The 21,322-nt window shown below is 68.0% G+C and carries 15 protein-coding genes and 1 tRNA gene; 4 read left to right on the top strand and 12 right to left on the bottom strand.

The features are described 5' to 3' along the window. Window positions 1-54 precede the first annotated feature (54 nt). Together QZX62_RS03895 and QZX62_RS03890 are read right to left on the bottom strand one after the other, a co-directional pair. Window positions 55-2,634, bottom strand: coding sequence for a penicillin-binding protein 1A (locus QZX62_RS03895; RefSeq protein ID WP_294172274.1), 2,580 nt, complete (start codon window positions 2,632-2,634; stop codon window positions 55-57). Between the two features lie 46 nt (window positions 2,635-2,680). Further along, window positions 2,681-3,565 (bottom strand): N-acetylmuramoyl-L-alanine amidase, encoded by an 885-nt coding sequence (locus QZX62_RS03890; RefSeq protein ID WP_294172273.1) that lies wholly within the window; start codon window positions 3,563-3,565, stop codon window positions 2,681-2,683. A 385-nt stretch (window positions 3,566-3,950) separates the two neighbouring features. On the opposite strand from QZX62_RS03890, the gene QZX62_RS03885 reads away from it, so the two are divergent. From QZX62_RS03885 to QZX62_RS03875, 3 genes are all read left to right on the top strand, one after another. Beyond that, on the top strand, window positions 3,951-6,680 hold the full coding sequence (locus QZX62_RS03885; protein ID WP_294172272.1) for a ribonuclease E/G: 2,730 nt from the start codon (window positions 3,951-3,953) through the stop codon (window positions 6,678-6,680). 80 nt (window positions 6,681-6,760) lie between these two features. Then, window positions 6,761-8,128 carry a M48 family metalloprotease gene (locus tag QZX62_RS03880; protein WP_294172271.1) on the top strand — a complete coding sequence of 456 codons (1,368 nt, stop codon included), beginning with the start codon at window positions 6,761-6,763 and terminating at the stop codon, window positions 8,126-8,128. Continuing rightward, window positions 8,125-8,841, top strand: coding sequence for a DsbA family protein (locus QZX62_RS03875; protein ID WP_294172269.1), 717 nt, complete (start codon window positions 8,125-8,127; stop codon window positions 8,839-8,841). Before QZX62_RS03880 ends, QZX62_RS03875 begins: the two co-directional genes overlap by 4 nt. A 37-nt stretch (window positions 8,842-8,878) precedes the next feature. On the opposite strand, the gene QZX62_RS03870 is transcribed toward QZX62_RS03875, so the two are convergent. Genes QZX62_RS03870 through QZX62_RS03860 form a run of 3 tightly spaced genes read right to left on the bottom strand, consistent with a single transcriptional unit; the run spans window position 8,879 to window position 11,758 of the window. Then, window positions 8,879-10,009 (bottom strand): AI-2E family transporter, encoded by a 1,131-nt coding sequence (locus tag QZX62_RS03870; RefSeq protein ID WP_294172268.1) that lies wholly within the window; start codon window positions 10,007-10,009, stop codon window positions 8,879-8,881. A gap of 58 nt (window positions 10,010-10,067) precedes the next feature. Beyond that, the gene (locus tag QZX62_RS03865) at window positions 10,068-10,712 is read right to left on the bottom strand and encodes an RlmE family RNA methyltransferase (protein WP_294172266.1); all 645 of its coding nucleotides are present in this window, start codon (window positions 10,710-10,712) and stop codon (window positions 10,068-10,070) included. Beyond that, window positions 10,709-11,758 (bottom strand): Ppx/GppA phosphatase family protein, encoded by a 1,050-nt coding sequence (locus QZX62_RS03860; RefSeq protein WP_294172264.1) that lies wholly within the window; start codon window positions 11,756-11,758, stop codon window positions 10,709-10,711. Before QZX62_RS03860 ends, QZX62_RS03865 begins: the two co-directional genes overlap by 4 nt. A gap of 143 nt (window positions 11,759-11,901) precedes the next feature. Here QZX62_RS03860 and QZX62_RS03855 point away from each other — a divergent pair. Further along, window positions 11,902-11,975 (top strand) — tRNA-Gln (locus QZX62_RS03855). Window positions 11,976-12,116: 141 nt separating this feature from the next. Here QZX62_RS03855 and QZX62_RS03850 read toward each other — a convergent pair. The 7 genes from QZX62_RS03850 to QZX62_RS03820 form a co-directional block, all read right to left on the bottom strand. Then, the gene (locus QZX62_RS03850; protein ID WP_294172263.1) at window positions 12,117-13,379 is read right to left on the bottom strand and encodes a L,D-transpeptidase family protein; all 1,263 of its coding nucleotides are present in this window, start codon (window positions 13,377-13,379) and stop codon (window positions 12,117-12,119) included. Between the two features lie 94 nt (window positions 13,380-13,473). Next, complete coding sequence (locus tag QZX62_RS03845; protein ID WP_294172262.1) at window positions 13,474-13,950, bottom strand: cell wall hydrolase; 477 nt, start codon at window positions 13,948-13,950, stop codon at window positions 13,474-13,476. A 425-nt stretch (window positions 13,951-14,375) separates the two neighbouring features. Beyond that, entirely contained in the window at window positions 14,376-16,193 is a 1,818-nt protein-coding gene (gene typA / locus QZX62_RS03840; protein ID WP_294172260.1) for a translational GTPase TypA, read from the bottom strand. A gap of 71 nt (window positions 16,194-16,264) precedes the next feature. Further along, complete coding sequence (locus tag QZX62_RS03835) at window positions 16,265-18,328, bottom strand: 3-hydroxyacyl-CoA dehydrogenase NAD-binding domain-containing protein (protein ID WP_294172258.1); 2,064 nt, start codon at window positions 18,326-18,328, stop codon at window positions 16,265-16,267. A 14-nt stretch (window positions 18,329-18,342) separates the two neighbouring features. Beyond that, window positions 18,343-19,122: an SDR family NAD(P)-dependent oxidoreductase gene (locus tag QZX62_RS03830; protein WP_294172256.1), complete on the bottom strand. Its 780-nt coding sequence runs from the start codon at window positions 19,120-19,122 to the stop codon at window positions 18,343-18,345. After that, window positions 19,119-19,901 carry an SDR family NAD(P)-dependent oxidoreductase gene (locus QZX62_RS03825; protein WP_294172254.1) on the bottom strand — a complete coding sequence of 261 codons (783 nt, stop codon included), beginning with the start codon at window positions 19,899-19,901 and terminating at the stop codon, window positions 19,119-19,121. The genes QZX62_RS03830 and QZX62_RS03825 overlap by 4 nt, the downstream gene beginning before the upstream one ends. A gap of 128 nt (window positions 19,902-20,029) precedes the next feature. Beyond that, window positions 20,030-21,286, bottom strand: coding sequence for an acyl-CoA dehydrogenase family protein (locus QZX62_RS03820; protein ID WP_294172252.1), 1,257 nt, complete (start codon window positions 21,284-21,286; stop codon window positions 20,030-20,032). Window positions 21,287-21,322 lie beyond the last annotated feature (36 nt).

The following is a 21,322-nucleotide window of genomic DNA, read 5'->3' as shown; positions in this document are numbered from 1 at the left end:
CCCAGAGTGTCCTGGTTGGCTGGGCCCCCGCTTTCGCGGGGATGACGGCAAGCGTCAATAAATGCCGCCCTGCCTCTGCAAGAAGTCGTCGGACGGCGCCGGCTGCGGCGCTGCCTCACGGCGGGCGGCAGGGCGCGGGCGTGGTGGCGCTGCGGCGGTGGCGGCACGCGCGCGTGGCCGTCCGGCAGTCGCTTGAGCCGCGGACGCATGATCGCGGCGGATCGAGCGGCGCGGCTCGGTCTCAGGCTTGAACGCTTCCCAGATCACCGGCGACTTGGGATCCTCCTTCAGCGGGAAGGCCCCGAACACCCGCCGTCCCGAGTTGCGGTCGATCCGCACCATGCGGACGCCAGCCGGCGCCACAAACGGCACGGGCGGCTGGTTCTTGAACGCGACCTCGGCGAACTGCTTGAAGATCGGCGCGGCGAGCCGCCCACCCTGTGCGCCGCCGCCCATGGAGCGGGGCTGGTCGTAGCCAAGGTAGGTGCCCGCGACCACGTCCGGCGTGCCGCCGATGAACCATACGTTGGTCGGGCCGGAGGTGGTGCCGGTCTTGCCGAACAGCGGCCGGTTGAGGTCGCGCAGCACCGTCGCCGTGCCCCGCTCGACCACGCCCGTCAGGATATGCACCATCTGGAACGAGGCCTGCGGGTCGAGCAGCTGCTTGGAGCGCGATGGCGGCCGCGGCATCGCGCTGCCATCCCAGTCGCCGGCGTTGCAGTTGCCCATGAACTCGCAGCGATTATCCGTGCGGAAGATGACCTTGCCCTCGCGGTCCTGGATGTAGTCGATCAGCGTCGGAGTTAGCGCGCGCCCGTGGTTGGCCAGAATCGCGTAAGCGTTGGTCAGCTTCATCACCGTGGTGTCGCCCGCGCCCAGCGCGATCGACAGGTAATCGGGATAGTCGCCCACCCCCAGCTTACGCGCCGCATCGGTGATCTTGCCCATCCCCGTCCGGCTGGCCGCGCGCACGGTCATCAGGTTGCGCGACTGCTCCACGCCCCAGCGCATGGTCTTGGCGCCGTAATTGCGCCCGTCGAAGTTGCGGAAGCACTTGTTGCCCAGCCCCGCGCCCTGCCACACGCAGAAAGGCGCATCGGGGATGATCGACGCCGGCGTCATCCCGTTCTCCAGCGCCGCCTCGTAGACCAGCGGCTTGAAGGTCGAGCCCGGCTGGCGCAGCGCCTGGGTCGCCCGGTTGTAGGATGAGCCGATCGCGTCAAACCCGCCCTGCATCGCCAGCACCCGGCCCGTGCGCACCTCCTGCGCCACGAACCCGCCGCCGATCTCGGGGATGGAGCGCAGGGCGTAGCTGCTGGTGCCGAGCTGCTTGACAATAATGATCATGCCCGGCCGCAAGTGGGAGAAGGCCGATCCGCCCACCCCGCGCTTGGGCTGCTGCGCCGCGGACGCAGGCAGCGTGCCGGTGCTGCCGTCGGCGAAGCCGATGTCAGCACTGCCGCCGCTCTTTTCCAGCACCACCGCCTTGCGCCAATCTGGAAAGCCCGTGCCCACCGGAGTCCGGTCGAGCTGTCCCCGCCAATTATCGCTGACGTCGATGGTCAGGCCCAGGTCACGCCAGCCGCGGCCACCGTCGAACTTGGCCAAGCCTTCGCGCAGCGCAGCCGCCGCCGCGTCCTGCATGACCGGGTTGACCGAAGTGCGAACCCACAGGCCGCCGGCGTAGACGCTGTTCGGCCCGGTCTTCGCATCCTCGCCATATTTGCCCACCAGGGCGCGCCGCACTTCCTCGGTGAAGTAGCCGCCCTGCTCGCGGAACTTGACGTTGGAGCCGTAGGGGATGGTGCCGAGCGGGGTGGCGGCTGCGGCGGAGCGCTGCGCCTCGGTGATGTAGCCGTTGCGGACCATCTCGCCGAGCACATAGTTGCGCCGCTCCAAGGCCCGCTGCGTCGCCCGGATCGGATCGTAGTTGGACGGCGCCTTGGGCAGCACCGCGAGGTAAGCGGCCTCGGGCAGCGTCAGGTCGGCGACGTCCTTGTCGAAATAAGCGCGCGCCGCCGCCTGGATCCCGTAAGCGTTACGGCCCAGGAAGATCTGGTTGAGGTACAGCTCGAGGATCTGCTCCTTGCTTAGCGTATTCTCCAGCCGGAACGCCAGGATCGCCTCCCGGATCTTGCGGCTAATCGCATATTCGTCGTCCTGCAGCAGCGCTTTCGCCACCTGCTGGGTGATGGTGGACCCGCCGCGCGCCCGCCCGCCGCTGACCGAGCGCTTGGCATAGTCGCCCACCGCGCCGACCAGGCCGGGATAGTCGATCCCGCCATGGCTGAAGAAGGTCTTGTCCTCCGCCGAGATGATCGCGTTGACCACCACCGGCGGGTATTCGTCGAAGTTCAGCTCCACCCGCCGCTCGCGGGCGAAGGTCTGCACCGGCTGCCCGTCGTAGCCGCGGATGTTGCTCGGCAGCGGCGGCTTGTAGGCGAGCAGCGACTGCGACGAAGGCAGGCCGGAGGCGAAGGCGAACCACACCCCGACAAAGGCGAGATAGCCGAACAGCAGCAGGTAGGTCAGGCGCCGCAGCCAGGCACGCGACCACCAGCCGCGAAGGCGGTTCGCGACGCGCTGGTGATGGTGCACCCAATTGGGTTGTCGACGGGTGGAGATTGCGTCCATCTCGGTCCTGCTTAGCCGTTCCCCGCGCTTACGAAAAGCTGAATGGTCAACGGCTTGTCTGCGCCAGCGCCATTTCGGTCTCGATCGCTCCGGCCAGCGCGCTCACCATGCCGCGCCTGACGACCGGGTTTTGCAGCATCGCTTCGTCCTCCGCATTGCTGAGGTAGCCCGCCTCGAACAGCACCGCGGGGGCCTCGGCGCGCCGGAGCACGCGAAAGGCGGCGAACTGATGCGGCTCGGGACGAAGCGCGATGCGGCCCGGCGCCTTGCCCAGCAACCGCACCGCGAAATCGGCCGACGCGTTCATCTCGTCGCGAACCGCCAGGTCGGCGAGCAGCGCGCGAACGCTGCCTTCCGCCGCGCCGGCAGCACCTGCCGCCACGCTCTGCATCGCGGCGAAGCGCGCCGCGTCGGCGTCGGAGGCGACTTCCGACAAGGAATAGACGGTTGCACCGCGGGCCAGCGGGTTCGCGGCGCTGTCGGCATGGATCGACAGGAACAGGTCGGCGCCCAGGCTGCGGGCGATCGCCGCGCGCGTGTCCAGCGGAACGCTCGCGTCCGCATCCCGGGTCAACGCCACCCGCACCCGACCGTTCGCCGCAAGCCGGTCGCGCAGCTCGCGCGCGAGCATCAGGGTCAGGTCCTTCTCGCGAACGGCGCCCGACACGCCTGTCGCCCCCGGGTCGCCGCCGCCGTGCCCGGGATCGATCAGCACTAGCGGGCGGCCGGGACGGCGCGCTTCGGTCACCGCGACGTTCGCCAGCGCTGGCGGCAGCGTCAAAGTGGTGCTTCTCTGCCGCGCTGCTCCCGCGATGCCGAAGCCCGTCCCGGCGGCCCGCGCATGCTCCAGCGCCGCTGCCACCACCAGGCAGAGCAGGAGCGCGCCCCCACCCGCCAGCAGCTGCTTTCGTCGCCCGTCGAACCCCCGCAATCGCTTCCTGCCTCCCGCTCCCGGTGGAAATCTAACCGATAGCTCGCGCTGGCGAAAGCCCGGCATGTTGCGGGCGGACGAAGTGAATGCTACGCCCCGTCACGGTTCGCTGGGTATCGTCCCATCCGGACCGCCGCGGCTTGCTCGCTCACTTGCGCGCACCCGGCATTCACAGGTTGACGCTGCATGACACCCAAGTTCGCCCGCTCCGCGCTCCTACCCGAGCCGGACGGCGCGTCTCTTCCCGAGGTTGGCGGAAGGCTTCACGCAGCAGAGGCACAATCCATCATCATCCCCATCGCCGCCGGTCCGTCCGCGCCGGCCATGGATCAAGCACGTGCGCGACGCCTGGCTCCGCCGGGTTCACGCGCCTGGAGACTATTCAATGACCACGCGCATGCTGATCGACGCGCGCCACCCGGAGGAAACCCGGGTCGCCGTCGTCCAGGGAAACCGGATCGAGGAATTTGACTTCGAATCCGCCGAGCACAAGCAGCTCAAGGGTAACATCTATCTCGCCAAGGTAACCCGGGTCGAACCGTCGCTGCAGGCGGCGTTCATCGATTATGGCGGCAATCGCCACGGCTTTCTCGCTTTCAGCGAGATCCACCCGGACTATTACCAGATCCCCAAGGCCGACCGCGACGCCCTGCTGCGCGAGGAAGCCGAGCATGCCGCGGAGGAGGAGCGCCTGCGCTCCGCCGTCGACGATCTCGAGCCGCTCGATGGCCACCATGAGGACGACGGCTCTGACGACGACCACCCCGAAGAGCCGGAAGAACTGAGCGAAGACAGCGAGCAGGATCGCGAAGCCGCCGAAGAGAATGGCGATGACCGCCCACGTTCGCGCGGCCGCAAGCCGTCGGCCGATGAAGCCGCCGCCGACGAGCTGCGCCGCAAGCGCCAGAACCTGCGGCGCCGCTACAAGATCCAGGACGTGATTCAGCGCCGCCAAGTGCTGCTGGTCCAGGTCGTCAAGGAAGAGCGCGGCAACAAGGGCGCAGCGCTGACGACCTATCTCAGCCTCGCGGGCCGTTATTGCGTGCTGATGCCCAACACGTCGCACGGCGGCGGCATCAGCCGGAAGATCAGCAACGGTGCCGATCGCAAGCGGCTGAAGTCGATCATGTCCGACCTGCAGCTGCCCAGTTCGATGGGCCTGATCGTCCGCACCGCCGGGCTGCAGCGCACCAAGGTAGAGATCAAGCGCGACTTCGACTATCTCGCTCGCCTGTGGGACGAGGTGCGCGAGACCACCCTCGGCTCCTCCGCGCCCGCGCTGATCTACCGCGACAGCGACCTCATCAAGCGCGCCATCCGCGACCTGTACCACCGCGACATCGAGGAAGTGCTGATCGAGGGCGACGAGGGCTACCGCGCCGCCCGGGGCTTCATGAAACTGCTGATGCCCAGCCACGTCCGCCGGGTCCGGCAGCATGCCGAGGCCACCCCGCTGTTCCAGCGCTACGGCGTGGAGGACCAGCTCGGCGCCATGTACCAGCCGCTAGTGCAGCTACGCTCGGGCGGCTACCTGGTCATCAACCCGACCGAGGCGCTGGTCTCCATCGACATCAACTCGGGCCGTTCGACCCGCGAGCACAATATCGAGCAGACCGCCTACGCCACAAACATCGAGGCGGCGGCCGAGATCGCCCGCCAGCTGCGCCTCCGCGACATGGCCGGCCTGGTCGTGATCGACTTCATCGACATGGAACAGTCCAGCCATGTGCGGAAGGTCGAGAAGGCGATGAAGGAAGCGCTCAAGAACGACCGCGCGCGCATCCAGGTCGGCCGCATCAGCAGCTTCGGCCTGATGGAAATGAGCCGCCAGCGGCTGCGCACCGGCGTGCTCGAGGCCTCCACCAAGGCCTGCCCGCACTGCGAGGGAACGGGCCTGATGCGCACCGCGTCCTCCGCCGGGCTGCAGGCGCTGCGCATGCTGGAGGACGAGGCCGCGCGCGGCCGGGGCGACAAGGTCTGCCTGCGCGCGGGCCGCGAAGCCGCGGTCTACGTCCTCAACAAGAAGCGCGCCGAGCTGGCGGACCTTGAGGCGCGCTACGGCGTGATGGTCGAGGTGCTGGTCGACGAGAGCCTGGAAGGCGCGCGAATGAGCGTCGAAAGCTCCGGCCCGCGCCCGGTGGTGCCGATCCGCCCGCAACTCGCCGCGCCGCCGATCGAGGACGAGCCGGAGGTCGACGAGGTCGAGCTTATCGAAGAGGAAGAGGAAGACGAGGAGGAGGAAACCGAGGTTGCCGGCTCCTTCGCCGGCGAGGAGAGCGATGCCCCCGGCCGCCGCCGCCGCCGCCGCCGTCGCGGTGGGCGTGGGCGCAACCGCAACGAGGCTGGGACGTCCCGCGACTCCGTCGAAGCGGATGCAGACTTCGACACCGAACAGCGCACCGACGAGCCCGTTCTTGCGCTCGACGGCGGCGAGGCCGATGGCGACACGGTCTCGGTCGAGGCCGAGGGCCGCGAGGAAGACGGAGGCCGCCGCGGCCGCCGCCGCCGTCGTGGCGGACGCCGCTCGCCGGGCGAACCGCGGCTGAGCGAAGACGGCGGCGAGCCCCAGGCCGAACCGGAAGACGCACCACAGCCGCCCTCTCCCGAAGACGCGCCGATGAAGGAGCCGGTGCCGTCGGAGGACGCGCCGATCGCTCCGGTCGAACCCGCGACCGAGCCGCTCGGCAGCGTCGAGGCCGAGGAGGCCGAGCCGCCCAAGGCGCGGCGGCGTCCACGCGCCCGCAAGGTCGCCGCGTCCGAGAGCGCGCCGGAAGCCTCCGACGCGCTGCCGCTGGAGGCCGCCGCTCCCGAGGCGCCGGCCGACGTTGCCCGTGCGGAGGCGGCCGAGGAAGCGCCCAAGCCGAAGCGCCGCTCGCGTGCAAGAAAGCCGGCGGCGGTGCAGGAAGAGCTCCCGGTAGTGGCAGCTTTGCCCGAGGTCGCGCCGGCGGATGAGCCCGTTCCGGCCGAGACGGAAGCTTCGGCTGAACCGGAACTCGCGGTGGCGATCGAGCAGCCGGCCTCAACTCCGGAAGCGAGCAACGACGCCGTGCCCGACCTGCAGGACGGGGCTGAAGCGGCACCGCGGCGCGGTTGGTGGCAGCGGACGTTCGGGTGAGCGAAGGCGCGCCCCGGTCGCTTGGCCGGGGTGCCGCCCGTTTCACCTGCGGTTCAGGCCGGAAACGAGAAGGCCGCGCAATGGGACGTGTGTTTTCCTCCGTTCGCGGGCTGGCGATTGCGCTGGCAGCGACCGCCGCCGCCGCCCAGCCGGCGGCTGCCCAGTCGATCCTGCGCGACAGCGAGACCGAACAGCTGTTCGCCGACATGTCGGCACCGTTGATCGAGGGCGCCCAGCTCAACCCCCGGTCGGTCAAGGTCGTCCTGCTCAACGACCCCGAGATCAACGCTTTCGTTGCGACCGGCCAGAACGTCTATCTCCATTCCGGCCTGTTGATGGCGTCGGACAACGCCAACCAGGTCCAGGGCGTGATCGCGCACGAGCTGGGCCATGTCGCCGGCGGCCACGCCATCCGCATCTACGAAGGGGCGGGCAAGGCCAGCGCCATCTCCATCCTCAGCCTGGTGCTGGGCGGGCTGGCGATGGCGGCCGGCGCGGGCGAAGCGGCCATGGGCGTGCTCGCCGCCGGACAGCAGATCGCGCAAGGCAGCTTCCTCTCCTTCAGCCGCGCGCAGGAAAGCTCCGCCGACCTCGCGGGCGCAGCTTACCTCAGCAAGGCCGGCGTAAGCGGCCGGGGTTCGCTCGACTTCTTCAAGAAGCTGCAGAACCAGGAGTTCCGCCTGGCGATCTACGCCACCGACAGCTACGACCGCACCCACCCGCTGTCGGGCGAGCGCATCTCCACGCTCAAGGGCTTGTACGAGCGCGATCCCGCCTGGACTCGCCCGACCGATCCCAAGCTGGAGGCGCGCTTCCAGCGGGTTCGCGCCAAGCTGATCGGCTACCTGTCGCAGCCGGAGCAAGTGATCCGCAACTATCCGGAGTCGAACCGCTCTGTCCCCGCCCATTATGCCCGGGCTTACGCCTACCACCGCCAGGGCTTCCGCGACAAAGCGCTGGCCGAGTCCGACGCGCTGCTCAAGACCGCGCCTGCCGATCCTTTCTTCTTGGAACTAAAGGGCCAGGTGCTGCTCGAATCGGGCAAGCCGCAGGAGGCGATCGCTCCCTTGCGCCAGGCGGTGGCCGCCGCGCCCGACCAGCCGATGATCGCGGCCATGCTCGGCCATGCGCTGATCGCCACAGAGAAGTCGGACAACTTTTCCGAGGCCGAACGGGTGCTCAAGGGCGCGGTCGGCCGCGACAACGACAATCCCTTCGCCTGGTATCAACTCGGTATCGTCTACGACCGCAAGGGCGACCGCGCCCGTGCCGCTCTGGCCAGCGCCGAGCGCTTCAACCTCCAGGACGAACCCAAGCTCGCCCTGGTCAGCGCGGAGACGGCGCTCAAGGGCATTCCGGCCGGCACGCCCGACTATCTTCGCGCGCAGGACATCGCCATGGTGTCGCGGGCGGAAGTCGCCAAGAAGAAGGGCAAGGGCAACAGGTGAGCGGAGAGCGGACGGGATCGTCAACCGGCGCGGCGATCCTGGGAGGAGTGGTCGGCGCGGTGCTCGCACTGGTCGCGATGCTGGTCGCCGCGCAGTCAGGCCTATTCGACGGCTTGGTGCGCAACTCTCTTATTCGCCAGCCGGAGGTCCTGATCCAGACCGCCGACCTCCTGCGCGACAAGCAGATGGCCCCGGTCGTGGAGCAGCACCGCGCCGCGCTTGAGACGCCGTTCGGCTCTTCCTGGGAAGGCTCGCCCAACCCCGACGTGACGCTGGTCGAGTTCTACGATTATGCCTGCGGCTACTGCCGCGCCAGCCTGCCGATCCTTGACCGGCTGGTGCGCGAAGATCCCAAGCTGCGCGTCGTCTATCGCGAGTTCCCGATCCTCGGGCCGGAGAGCGAAGCCGCGGCGCGCCTGTCGCTCACCGCCAGCAAGGCCGGGCGCTTCGCCCAGTTTCACAACGCACTCTACGCCGCTGGCCGGCCGTCGCCCCAGACGCTGCAGCAGGCCGCCACCGCGGCCGGCATCGCACCCCAGCCGCAGCAGTCGCCCGAGATCGACACGGAGCTCAAGCGTAACTTCCAGATCGCCGGTGCGCTGGGCGGCAGCGGAACTCCGCTGTTCGTGGTGGGCGACCGGGTGTTCAACGGCGCCGTCGAGTACGAGGTTCTGAGGCAGGCCATCGCGGACGTCCGGGCGAAGCGAGCCTGATCGGCAGCCCGCTGACACCGCAACGCGTTCGATCCCGCTAGTTGCCCGGCGCGGTTGGCAGCGGCGGTGGCGCGGCCGGGGCATCGCTGCTGGCCAGCACCTCGTGCTTCTCCTCGTGAAGGTACAGGCGGCGAACCAGCACCAGCACGACGATCGTCAGCGGCGTCGCCAGCAGCACGCCGGCCACGCCGAACAGGATCCCGGCCGCGATGATGCCGAAGATCGTGACGGCCGGCGGGAGGTCGACCATCCGGTTCTGCAGCAACGGCATGACCAGGTTGCCTTGGATTTGCTGCACTGCCAGCAGCACGCCGATCGTCCATAAGCCCGTATCGGTGCCTTGGCCGAAGCCGAGCACCACGGCCGGAATGCCGGCGACGAAGATGCCGAGATAGGGTACGAATTCCGCCAGGCCCGCGACCAAGCCGATCGCCCAAGCGGCCGGAACACCCACCAGCCACAGGCCAAGGCCGGTCGCAAGACCGACGAACAGCATGCCGAGCGCCTGCCCTTTGAGCCAATTGCGCAAGGACACGGTGATCGCATCGAGGGTTTCGGCGATCTGAGCCCGCGAGCGCGTTGGCACCAGCCGCAGCAGTCCGCCTGCGTACAGCGTCGGCTGCGCCGCGAGGTAGAGGCCCCCCACCAGAACGATGGCCAGCCCCGACAAGGCGCCGCCGACCGCTGCGAGCGCGGCAGTAGCGGCGTTCACCAGCGTCTGGCCGGTAGGTGCCAGCTGCTGCGCCCGCTCCAGGATCGCGGCCCCCGTAGCCGAGCGCTGCAGCCGCGCCTGCACGTCGGCCCAGGCCTGCGGTAGGCGCTGGCCGAACTCCGCGAATTCACCCTGCATGGTCGCGCCGAAGAAGGTGAACGCGCCCGCCAGCAGGATCAGCAGGCCGAGCACGGTGAGCCCAAGCGCCGGGCCGAACGGCGAGCGCGTGCGGCGTCGGATGACGTTGGTGATCGTTAGCAGGATCAGCGAAACCAGAGCGCAGGCGAAAAGCAGCAGAAGCAGATCCACGAGCAGCCACAGCATGTAGGCTCCGGCCAGCGTCGCGAGCACGATAACGGTGGCCCGGAACACCTTTCGCTCGAAGCTGTCGCGCTGCGGCGGCGGGGGCGCCTCATCGTAGCTGATCTGGTCGGCTTGCTCGGTGAAGTTGGGCATGGCCGTGTGACGATCCGCCCCACTGCTTGGTTCCTGCTGAGCTTCAGAAGATTGGCGGCTACTCGGCGGTTTCCTTGAAGCCCTGCGCCACTACATACCATTCGCTGGAATCTTTGCGGCTGGCCGGCGGCTTGGCGTGCTTGACGCTGGCGAAATGCCGCTTGAGCGCAGCCAACAGCTGGTTGTCCGTACCGCCCGCGAGCACCTTGGCGACGTAAGCGCCGCCGGGTCGCAGCACTTCGCACGCGAACTCCAGCCCCGCCTCGACCAGCCCCATGGTTCGCAGGTGATCGGTCTGCGGGTGACCGACGGTGTTCGCCGCCATGTCCGACATGACGAGGTCCGCCGGGCCGCCAAGCGCTTCGCGCAACGCTCCCGGAGCGGCCTCGTCCATCAAGTCCATTTGCAGGATGGTCACGCCGTCGATCGGATCGGTCGGTAGCAGGTCGATGCCCGCGACCCTCGCCGCGGGCACCTTCCTGCGGACCACCTGACTCCATCCCCCAGGTGCGATGCCGAGGTCCACGACGCTCCGGACGCCCTTGAGCAGGCCGAACTTTTCGTCCAGCTCGAGCAGCTTGTAGGCCGCGCGGCTACGGTAGCCCTCGGCCTTCGCGCGCTTGACGTACGGATCGTTGAGCTGCCGCTCGAGCCACCGGGTCGACCCGACCTTGCGCCCCCTGGCCGTCTTGATCCGCTTCAAAGCGCGTGGCCGTCGCGGGCCATCAAGCTGCGCAGGATGCCTTCGCGAATGCCGCGGTCGGCGACGCCGAGTCGCTCGGCCGGCCAGATGTCGAGGATCGCCTCCAGGATCGCGCAGCCCGCCACCACCAGGTCGGCCCGCTCGGCCCCGATGCACGGCAAGGAGGAGCGTTCCGCGAAGTTCATCTCCGAGATGGCGGTGCTGATGTCGCGCATGGCCCCGATCGGCACGTGCAGCCCGTCCACCGCCCGGCGGTCGTAGCTCGGCAATGCGAGGTGCACAGACGCCAGGGTCGTCACCGTGCCGCTGGTCCCCAGCAGCCGGATGTTCGCCGCATCCTTGGGCAGCAGTTCGGCGAAGCGTGAAAAGGCATGGCGGGTCCGCTCCCGCATGCGGCGATAGGCCGGCACCCGCTCGCTCCCTTCGAGCGCCGCCCGCCCTTCGCTTTCGGTCAGCGAAACCACGCCCCATGGCGCGCTCCACCATGCCTTGATCCGGGGCGCATGGTCCTCCTCGCCCGGGCCGACCAGCACCAGCTCGGTCGAACCGCCGCCGATGTCGAAGATCAGCGCCGGTCCGTCGCCGGGCTCCAGTAGCTTGTGGCACCCGAGCACCGCCAGCCGTGCCTCCTCTTGGGGAGGGATGATCTCCAGGGCCAGTCCCGTTTCCTGCCGGACCCGGTCGATGAACTCGCGGCCGTTGACCGCGCGGCGGCAGGCCTCCGTAGCGACCGATCGCGCCAAGCACACCCGCCGCCGTCTGAGCTTGTCGGAGCATACCGCCAGCGCGTCCACCGCCCGGTCCATCGCCTCGCTCGACAGCCGCCCGCTCTGCGCCAGACCTTCGCCCAAGCGGACGATCCGGGAAAAGGCGTCAACGACGGTAAAGCCGTCGTTCGTCGGCCGAGCGACCAGCAACCGGCAATTGTTGGTGCCAAGATCGATGGCCGCATAGGTGTGCCTGGGGGCGGCCCGGCCGGCTGTTTTGTCGATGTCCGCCCTTCCGGACGAGGAAGGCAGCGGCGCGCTGGCGGCAGACTGCGCCATGGATATCGCCTGTTCTTTCCTTCACCGCCCCTCACGTACGATGCGGGGGAGCGGCTGACTTGCCGCCAGCTTAAGCGGAAGTTGCTAGGGCGCGCAAGTTGACAGGCACCGGCGCGAAACTTAGGTGAGCGGCCTTCAAGCGCTGCCCGATCGTCTAATGGTAAGACTACGGACTCTGACTCCGTCAATCGTGGTTCGAATCCACGTCGGGCATCCAAGCCTGCAGCGCCGAGGCTAAGCGCAGGCTTGCGCAGCATAGCGGTGCTTAGCCGAGAGTCGCGGAAGGCCGGCCGACCTGCGAGCCGCAGGCGCGACAGGATCGACGTCGCGGATCCACTCCGCGACGGCTCTCCCGAGACTAGCGCGACGCCAACCGCTGCGCAGCCGCCCCATCCAACCCATAAACATCCGCCGCCACCGCCACCCGCCCATCCTCGACCCGAGCGGTCAGATACGTCACGTACACCGGCACCGCCTGCGGCAAGTTCACCACCTGCTCCGGCACGTCCTCCTTCGCAACCGGCTTGCGGCCCACCAGCCACCGCCCCAGCCGCGCTGCATCCTCCAGCCGGATGCAGCCCGAACTGAACGTCCGGACCTCGCGCGCGAACAGCGACTTGTCGGGCGTATCGTGGAGGTAGATGCCCTGCGCCCGGGCGAACTCGAACTTGACCGCGCCCATCATGTTGCCCGGGCCGGGCTTCTGCCGGACGCGCACCTCCGTCCGGCCGTCGGCTACAGCCTGCCAATCCACTTCAGCCGGCGACAGTTGCCGAGCGTCGGCCTGCCAGCCCGATAGCAGCTCATAGCCCTTGGCCTGGAGATAGGCAGCGCCACCGGCCGCCGCAGCCGGCGCGATGCTTCGGCGAACAAGATCGGCGGGCGCGTTCCAATAAGGGTTCAGCGTCGCAGCTCGGACCGTTCCGGCGATCAACGGGGTCTTCATCTCCGCCTTGCCGACGACCACCTTCATGCTGTCCGCCGGCCGGCCGTCTTCCATCATCCATAATTGCTGCGCGGCCAGATCCACCAGGATATAGCGCCCGCCGGCCGGCAGCCCTCTCGCGCGCTCGAGATTGGCCTGGAGGGTGCGTCTGAGCTGCGGATCGGCTTCCTTCGCCAACGCCGCGCGGAGGTCGGCGTATAGCGGGTTGACCGCCGACACCCGCTCGACATGCCCGGCAAGGGATCGCGCGGAGGCAAGCTGCGCCAGGATCGCCGCGGGCGCCGGGATCTTGGGCGCAACGGAGCTGTCGGCGTAGATCATGCCCGCGGTCGGCCAGTGCAGGGCCTGGACGTACATCACCCAGGCGGCCGACAGCATCCGCTCGGCCTCCGCCCGTTCCACGGCACCGCCGCCCCGCGCCCGCTCGACCGCCGCTGCGCTCGCGGCGGCAAGCCGCGGTCCGATCGCCAAGCCATCAAGCGGAGCTTGGCGCAGGGTTGCGTTTAGCCGCCGAACGGCAGGTCCGTCGGGGCCATCGCGCAGCCACAAGGGCGCCTCGCCCCGCTCCGCCGTGAAGGCAGCCACCGCCGCGGCCGGCGGCAGCTCGGCAAATCCGGTTGCCGCAGCCGGCGCCGCGAGCAGGGCGGCAGCGACACAGGCCAGGCGCTTGAACATGGAGGTTTCTCGCGTGCGAACGAACAGTTGTTCATTCAACGCACCGCGCGATCATGGTTTCCGGGCTGTTAACGCCTGTCCCAGTTCCGTTCGGTCAGGATCGATAGAAGATGTGGGCGCCGATCTTCTCGACTCGGCTCAATCGACGGCCCCAAACGGGCGCGACATAGTCGGCATGGTACCACAGAACGTCCGTGGGAAGCGCACTTGCCAGCCGGTTGCTCGCGATCCGCGTGATCGCCTGCGCGTAGGACCAGCTCGGGCTGGACATATCGACCGGCGGGAAGCGTCCGCCGCGGACAAAGGAGAATTGCCACGGCTGCCTGACCACGTTGCAGTAGCTCGGCGGGTAGCGTCCGCTGCGGGCCCGGTTGATCACTACCTGGGCCACGGCCAGCTGCCCGTCGAACGGTTCGCCGCGCGCTTCGAAGTACACGGCGGTGGCGATGCAGGACAGCTCCTCGTCGAGCGCGGAGCCCGCCAGATTGGCCCAGACGAGCGGCCAGAGCCCGGTATGGCTGACCGCGACGGGAGCAGCCGCAGTGGCTGCAGCTGCCTTCAGCGAAGTCACTGGAGCAGCTGCGGTCGCAACGCTGCCCAGCGCTTGGGACGGGACCGCGATCGACACGGGTGCTGACGAAGCTGCCGCCGGGGTAGCTGGAGTCCCGCTCGCTTGCGCCTGAGCAGCATCCGCTGCGCCAAACGCCAACAAACAGGCAGCGGCCAGGGCCGACGCACGCCGCGCCCACGTCCAAAGGGTCATTCTGTCTCAGTCTCTGGCGGCCGAAGGATCGGGTGCACCCACAACGAAGGGCAGCAACCGTACCTTGCGTCCGTCTCGCTCTACGGCTCAGCGGATCGCCGAACCCCTCGCTTTCAATCGCTGGACCCCAGATACCCGTAGCGTGCGGCAACTCAACCACACTGGGGGTCAGTCGTTGGCTCGGCAGGACGAGCGGAAGGAACCTGGCCCGAAGTGGAACAGCAACTCGAAGCCTAGGCCGCTTCGGCCTTACGCAACTGCCGCTTGCGCTCGTGCGGGTCAAGGAAGCGCTTGCGCAGCCGCACCACCTTGGGCGTGACCTCCACCAGCTCGTCGTCCTGGATGTACGCGATCGCCTGCTCCAGGCTCATCCTCCGCGGCGGAGTCAGGCGGATGCCCTCGTCCTTGCCCGAAGCCCGGAAGTTGGTGAGCTGCTTGGACTTCAGAGGATTGACCTCCAGGTCCTGGGTCTTGGCGTTCTCGCCGATGACCATGCCTTCGTAGAGCATATCGCCAGGCGAGATGAACAGCACCCCGCGCTCCTCCAGCATGTTGAGCGAATAGGCCACTGCCGCACCCGTCTCCATCGAGATCAGCACGCCGTTCTGGCGCCCGCTGATCGGCCCCTTGTGCGCGCCGTACTTCTCGAACAGCCGGTTCATGATGCCGGTGCCGCGCGTGTCGGACAGGAACTCGCCATGATAGCCGATCAGGCCGCGCGATGGTGCGGAGAAGGTGATCCGGGTCTTGCCGCCGCCGGATGGGCGCATGTCCGTCATCTCGGCTTTGCGCTGCGCCATCTTCTCGACCACCGTTCCCGCGAACTCGTCATCCACGTCGATCACGACCGTCTCGTACGGCTCCTCGCGGCCGTTCGGACCGTCGCGGAACAACACCCGGGGTCGGCTGATGCTGAGCTCAAAACCCTCCCGGCGAAGGGTCTCGATCACCACGCCGAGCTGAAGCTCGCCGCGGCCCGCCACTTCGAACGCCTCGCCGCCGGGCGTTTCGCTGATGCGAATCGCGACGTTGCCCTCCGCCTCGCGCTCCAGCCGCTCGCGGATGACCCGGCTCTGGACCTTGTCGCCGTCCTTGCCGGCGAACGGGCTGTCGTTGACCGCAAAGGTCATCGACAGGGTCGGCGGATCGATTTCGCGTGCGTGCAGCGGCTCGGTGATCTGCGGCGTACCGATGGTGTTGGACACGGTCGCCTTCATCAGGCCCGCGATCGCGACGATGTCGCCCGCCTTGGCGGTTTCCACCGCGACCCGCTCCAATCCCTGGAAAGCAAACAGCTTGGTGACGCGGCCGTCTTCGACCGATTTGCCGTTGACGTCGACCGCGCGGATCGGATCGTTGATGTTGAGCGTGCCGCTCTCGATCCGGCCCGTCAGGATGCGGCCCAGGAAGTTGTCCCGGTCGAGCAGGGTGACCAGCATCTTGAACTCGCCCTGAGGGTCGAGCGCCGGGGCCGGGACATGATCGACGATCTTCTGGAACAACGGCGTAAGGTCACCCTCGCGCACCGTGTCCTGTTCGCCGGCATAGCCCGCGCGACCCGAGGCGTAGAGCACCGGGAAGTCCAATTGCTCGTCGTTCGCCTCGAGGTTGAGGAACAGCTCGAACACCTCGTCCAGCACCTCGGCCGGGCGCGCGTCGGGGCGGTCGATCTTGTTGACGACGACGATCGGCCTGAGGCCGAGGCTCAGCGCCTTGCCGGTCACGAACTTGGTCTGCGGCATCGGCCCTTCGGCGGCGTCGACCAGCAGGATCACGCCGTCGACCATCGACAGGATGCGCTCGACCTCCGCGCCGAAGTCGGCGTGGCCCGGCGTATCGACGATGTTGACGTGGGTTCCGCGCCACTCGACCGAAGTGCACTTGGCAAGGATGGTGATCCCCCGCTCCTTCTCCAGGTCGTTGGAGTCCATCGCCCGCTCCTCCACCCGCTGGTTGTCGCGGAAGGTGCCGGACTGGCGGAAGAGCTGGTCGACGAGGGTCGTCTTGCCATGATCGACGTGGGCGATGATCGCCACGTTGCGAAGGTTCATCAGATTGTCCTTGGAAAAGTCGCGGGCGCGTTAGCCGAAATGGTGCATTGCAGCAACCGCCCCGACCGCCCTCAGCGCCCGGCGAACTTCTCGCCGCGCTCCGCCTTGTCGAGCAGCAGCCGCGAGAAGCTGAAATTGCTGCCCATGCGCCCTTCCTGCCGGCGCAGGCCCTCGACGATCTTCGGCAATCCCTCCGTGTCCGCCCAGAACATCGGTCCGCCCCGGTAGACCGGCCAGCCATAGCCGTAGGCCCATACCACATCGACGTCCGACGCGCGCTGGGCCATGCCTTCCTCCAGGATCTTCGCGCCTTCGTTGACCATGGTGTAGAGCGTGCGCTCGACGATCTCCTGGTCGCTGATCTCCCGCGGCTGCACCCCGGCCTTGGCGCGGAAGTCCTCGATAATCTCCTGTACCTTGGGGCTGGGCGAAGGCTTCCGCTTCTCGTCATAGTCGTAAAAGCCAGCGCCCTTCTTCTGGCCCCAACGGTCGACCGCGCAGAGCGCATCGCGAATGTTCTCGATACGGGTGGGGTCGCGATGCCAGCCGATGTCGACGCCCGCGAGGTCGGCCATCTGAAACGGCCCCATCGGCATGCCGAAGTCGACATGCACCTTGTCGATCTGCGCCGGAGTGGCGCCCTCCAGCAGCAGCTTGGTCGCCTCCGTCTGCCGCGGAATGAGCATGCGATTGCCGATGAAGCCGTAGCAGACGCCCGCCACCACCGCGACCTTCCTGATCTGCTTGGAGAGGCTCATGGCGGTGACCAGCACGTCCGGCGCGGTCTTGGCGCCGCGCACCACCTCCAACAGCTTCATGATGTTGGCCGGCGAGAAGAAGTGCAGCCCGAGCACGTCCTGCGGCCGCGAGGTCGCAGCGGCGATCTCGTCGACGTTGAGGTAGCTGGTGTTCGACGCCAGGATCGCGCCCGGCTTGGCGATCTTGTCCAGGCGCGAGAAGATCTCCTTTTTGATCTCCATCTGCTCGAACACCGCCTCGATGATGAGGTCGCAGTCGGCGAGCTCGTCGAAGTTCAAGGTCGCCTTGAGCAGCCCCATCGCCGTCCCGACCTGCTCGGCGGTGAGCTTCCCCTTGGCAGCGCTCGCCTGATAATTTTTGAGCATCACGCCGGTGCCGCGGTCCAGTGCGTCCTGCGCCATCTCGACGATGGTCACCGGGATGCCGGCCGACAGGAAGTTCATGGAAATGCCGCCCCCCATGGTCCCGGCGCCGATCACGCCGACGCGCCTGATCTCGCGCGGGCGCACGTCCTCGCCGACGCCCTCGATCTTGGCTGCCTTGCGCTCGGCGAAGAAGAAATACTGCTGGGCCTTGGCCTGCGTGCCGCTCATCAGCTCCATGAACAGGCGGCGCTCTTCCTGCACTCCTTCCGCATAGGGCTTCTTCGTCGCGACCCGCACCGCTTCGAGGTTCTTGAGGGGTGCTTCAAAGCCCTTGAAGGTGCGCGGGTTCGCCCGCACGAACTCGTCGAAGATCGCGGGGTCGGTGCCCTCAATCTTGTCCTGACGCTCCGACGACCGAGGCAGCGGCCGCACCTGCGCCACCTCCGTCGCGTAAGCCACCGCATGCTGCAGCAGGTCGCCCTCGATGATCCGGTCGACCAAGCCGGCGTCGGATGCGTCCTTGGCGCCGATCGGAGTGCCGCTAGTCGTCATTTCCAACGCGTGTCGCACGCCAGCCACCCGGGGCAGCCGCTGCGTCCCGCCCGCGCCCGGCAGCAGGCCCAGCTTCACCTCCGGCACACCCAGCTTCGCCGAGGGCACCGCCACCCGGTAGTGGCACGCCAGCGCCACCTCGAGCCCGCCGCCCAGCGCCGTCCCATGAATCGCCGCCACCACCGGCTTAGAGCAGTTCTCGATGATGTCGACGACCTGCGGCAGCATGGGCTGCGCGAACGCCTTGGGCGTTCCGAACTCACTGATGTCCGCTCCCGCGAAGAAGGTCTTGCCCTCGCCGATGATCACGGCGGCGGCGACGCTCTCGTCCGCTTCCGCTTCCTCGATCCCGCGCACCAGCCCCTCGCGCACCGCATGGCCGAGCGAGTTCACCGGCGGGTTGTTGGAGCGGATGATGAGAACGTGGCCGTGCTTTTCCGTGGTGATGGGGGAGGTCATCTCTTGCTCCGAAGTTAGAAACTGGTTTGTCCGTAGACTTGCCGATGGAAGGGGTGCGACACGGACAGCCCGCCGTCCACGACCAGCGCATGTCCGTTGACGTAACTCGACTCGTCCGAAGCGAGGAACAGGGCCGCGCGGGCGATCTCGGGCGGCTCGCCGCCGCGCTTCAGCGGATTGAGCTGACCGATCAGCTCCGCCTTTCCGCCGGCGCGGGCCATGTCGTAGAGCGGCTTGGTCATGCCCGTTTCGATCAGCCCCGGGCAGATCGCATTGACCCGCACGTTCGATCCGGCAAGCTGGGTCGCGGCGACCTTGACCAGGTTGATGACGCCGGCCTTGGACGCCGAGTACGCCGGCCCGCCCGCCCCCGCGCGGATGCCCGCGACCGAGGCGGTGCAGATGATGGAGCCGCCGCCCTGTTCCTTGATTACCGGCGCGGCATGCTTGATCGCCAGAAACGGCCCGATCAGGTTGACCCGCAGGATCTTTTGCCAGTCTTCCGGCGATTGCTCGAAGATGCTGGCGAGCCCACCCGAGATGCCGGCGTTGGCGAAGAAGCCGTGCAGCGCGCCATGTTCCTCGCGCGCCATCGAGATGAGGCGGAGCACATCCTCCTCGCTGCCCGCGTCGGCCTGGTGCTCAGCCCCTTGTAGGTCGGCGGCGATCACGGTCGCGCCATGCTCGCGAAAGAGATCGGTTGTCGCCTTGCCGATACCCGAGCCGGCGCCGGTCACCACGATGACCTTGCCCTCCAGCCGTGGGTGGTGACGGTCTTCGGGTTCGATGCTCATAGTCCCGCTCCGAAGGTCGAGCCGCCGTCCACCACCAGCGTCTGCCCCGTGACGAAGCTCGCCGCGTCGCTCGCCAGGAACACCGCCGCGCCCGCCAGTTCGCGCGGCTCGCCGATGCGCTTCAGCGCCGCGACGGAGGTCACACGCTTGAGGATCTCCGGATTCTCCCACAATGCCCGTGCAAAGTCGGTCCGCACCAACCCCGGCGCGATGGCGTTCACCCGCACGCCCTTGGGCCCGAACTCCGCCGCCAGGTTGCGCACCAGCTGCAGGTCCGCGGCCTTGGAGATATTGTAGGCCCCGATCACCGTCGAGCTGGTCAGCCCGCCGACCGAAGACACGATGATGATCGAGCCGCTACCCCGCTCTAGCATCTCGGGCGCGACCATGCTGGTCAGCCAGTGGTTGGCCAGCACATTGTTGTCCATGATCTTGCGAAACTGATCGTCCGTGATCCCGGCCATCGGGCCGAAATAGGGGTTGGACGCGGCGTTGCAGACGAGGACGTCGATGCGGCCGAGCTGCGCGCGCGTCTCGTCGACGAGGTTCTGCAGCGCCTGCTTGTCCGAGATGCTGGCAGCGACCGCGACCGCGGTGCCCTCGCCATGCCTGGCGTTGATCTCGCCTGCTACCTCTTCGCAGGCGTCCTGCTTGCGGCTGGAGATGACGACGGTGGCGCCCTGCTCGGCCATGCCCTCGGCGATGGCCCGGCCGATGCCCCGGGAGGAGCCGGTGACGATGGCGACCTTGCCGGTCAGGTCGAACAGGGACTGATCCATCTTTCCTCCGTCATCCCGGCGCAGGCCGGGATCTCAAGCCAATAGCGTGCCGCAGCTCGAATAGGATCCCGGCCTACGCGCCCCATCAAAGTACTACTTTGATGGGAGCCCTGCGCCGGGATGACGCCTCACGGCACCTGCGGATCGACCGGGGCGTGGCGGCCGAACTCGATCAGTGCGATCGCCCGGTTGTGCACCTCGTCCGGCCCGTCCGCCAGCCGCAGCGTGCGGATGCCCGCCCAGCTCGACGCCAGCGGCGTGTCCTGGCTCACCCCCGCACCGCCGTGCGCCTGCACCGCGTCATCGATGATCTTCAATGCCATCTGCGGCGCCTTGACCTTGATCATCGCGATCTCGGCCTTGGCGGCCTTGTTGCCGGCCTTGTCCATCAGGTCCGCGGCCTTGAGGCACAGCAGCCGCGAGCAGTCGATCTCGATCCGCGCTTCCGCCACTCGCTGTTCCCAGATCGAGTGCTCCGACAGGCGCTTGCCGAACGCCACCCGGCTCTGCAGTCGCCGCACCATCAGCCCCAGCGCTTCCTCGGCCGCCCCGATGGTCCGCATGCAGTGATGGATGCGCCCCGGCCCCAGCCGCCCCTGCGCGATCTCGAACCCGCGGCCCTCGCCCAGCAGCAGGTTGTCCGCCGGCACGCGCACCTCCTTGAGCTCGATCTCCATATGCCCATGCGGCGCGTCGTCGTAACCGTAGACGTTGAGCGCCCGCTCGACCGTCACGCCCGCCGAGTCCATCGGCACCAGGATCATCGACTGCTGCTGGTGCTTTCGCGCCTCCGTGTCCGTCTTGCCCATCAGGATGGAGACCTTGCAGCGAGGGTCGCCCGCCCCGCTCGACCACCACTTGCGCCCATTGATCACGTAGTCGCCGCCCTCGCGCCGGATCTCGCACCGGATGTTGGTGGCATCCGAGCTGGCCACTCCGGGCTCGGTCATCAGGAACGCCGAGCGGATTTCGCCCCCCATCAAGGGCGCGAGCCACTCGTCCTTTTGGGCCCGCGTGCCGTAGCGGTGCAGCACCTCCATGTTGCCGGTGTCGGGCGCGGAGCAGTTGAACACCTCGCTCGACCAGCCGATGCGGCCCATCTCCTCGGCGCACAGCGCATATTCGAGGTTGGTCAGCTGCTCGCCCTGGAAATCGAAACTCTCGTCGACGTGCTGCAGCGCGCCGCCCGGCGGCATGAACAGGTTCCACAGCCCTTGCTGCCGCGCTACCGCCTTCAGCTCCTCGATCAGCTGCAGCGGCTGCCACCGGTCGCCCTGGCCGATCTCCGCGTAATAGTCCTTTTGGCGCGGCCGGACATGCGCGTCGATAAACTCGCGGACGCGACCCTGGAAGTGGGCCTGGCGGTCGGTGTGATCGAAGTCCACTTGTGCTCCTTCGCGCTGCGGAAAAATGCGCTAGGA

The sequence above is a fragment of the uncultured Sphingomonas sp. genome, assembly GCF_902806265.1.
In the GTDB taxonomy this organism is placed as follows: Bacteria; Pseudomonadota; Alphaproteobacteria; order Sphingomonadales; family Sphingomonadaceae; genus Sphingomicrobium.
The sequence above is the reverse complement of the archived record's forward strand: the minus strand, read 5'-3'. Positions and strand labels throughout refer to the sequence as shown.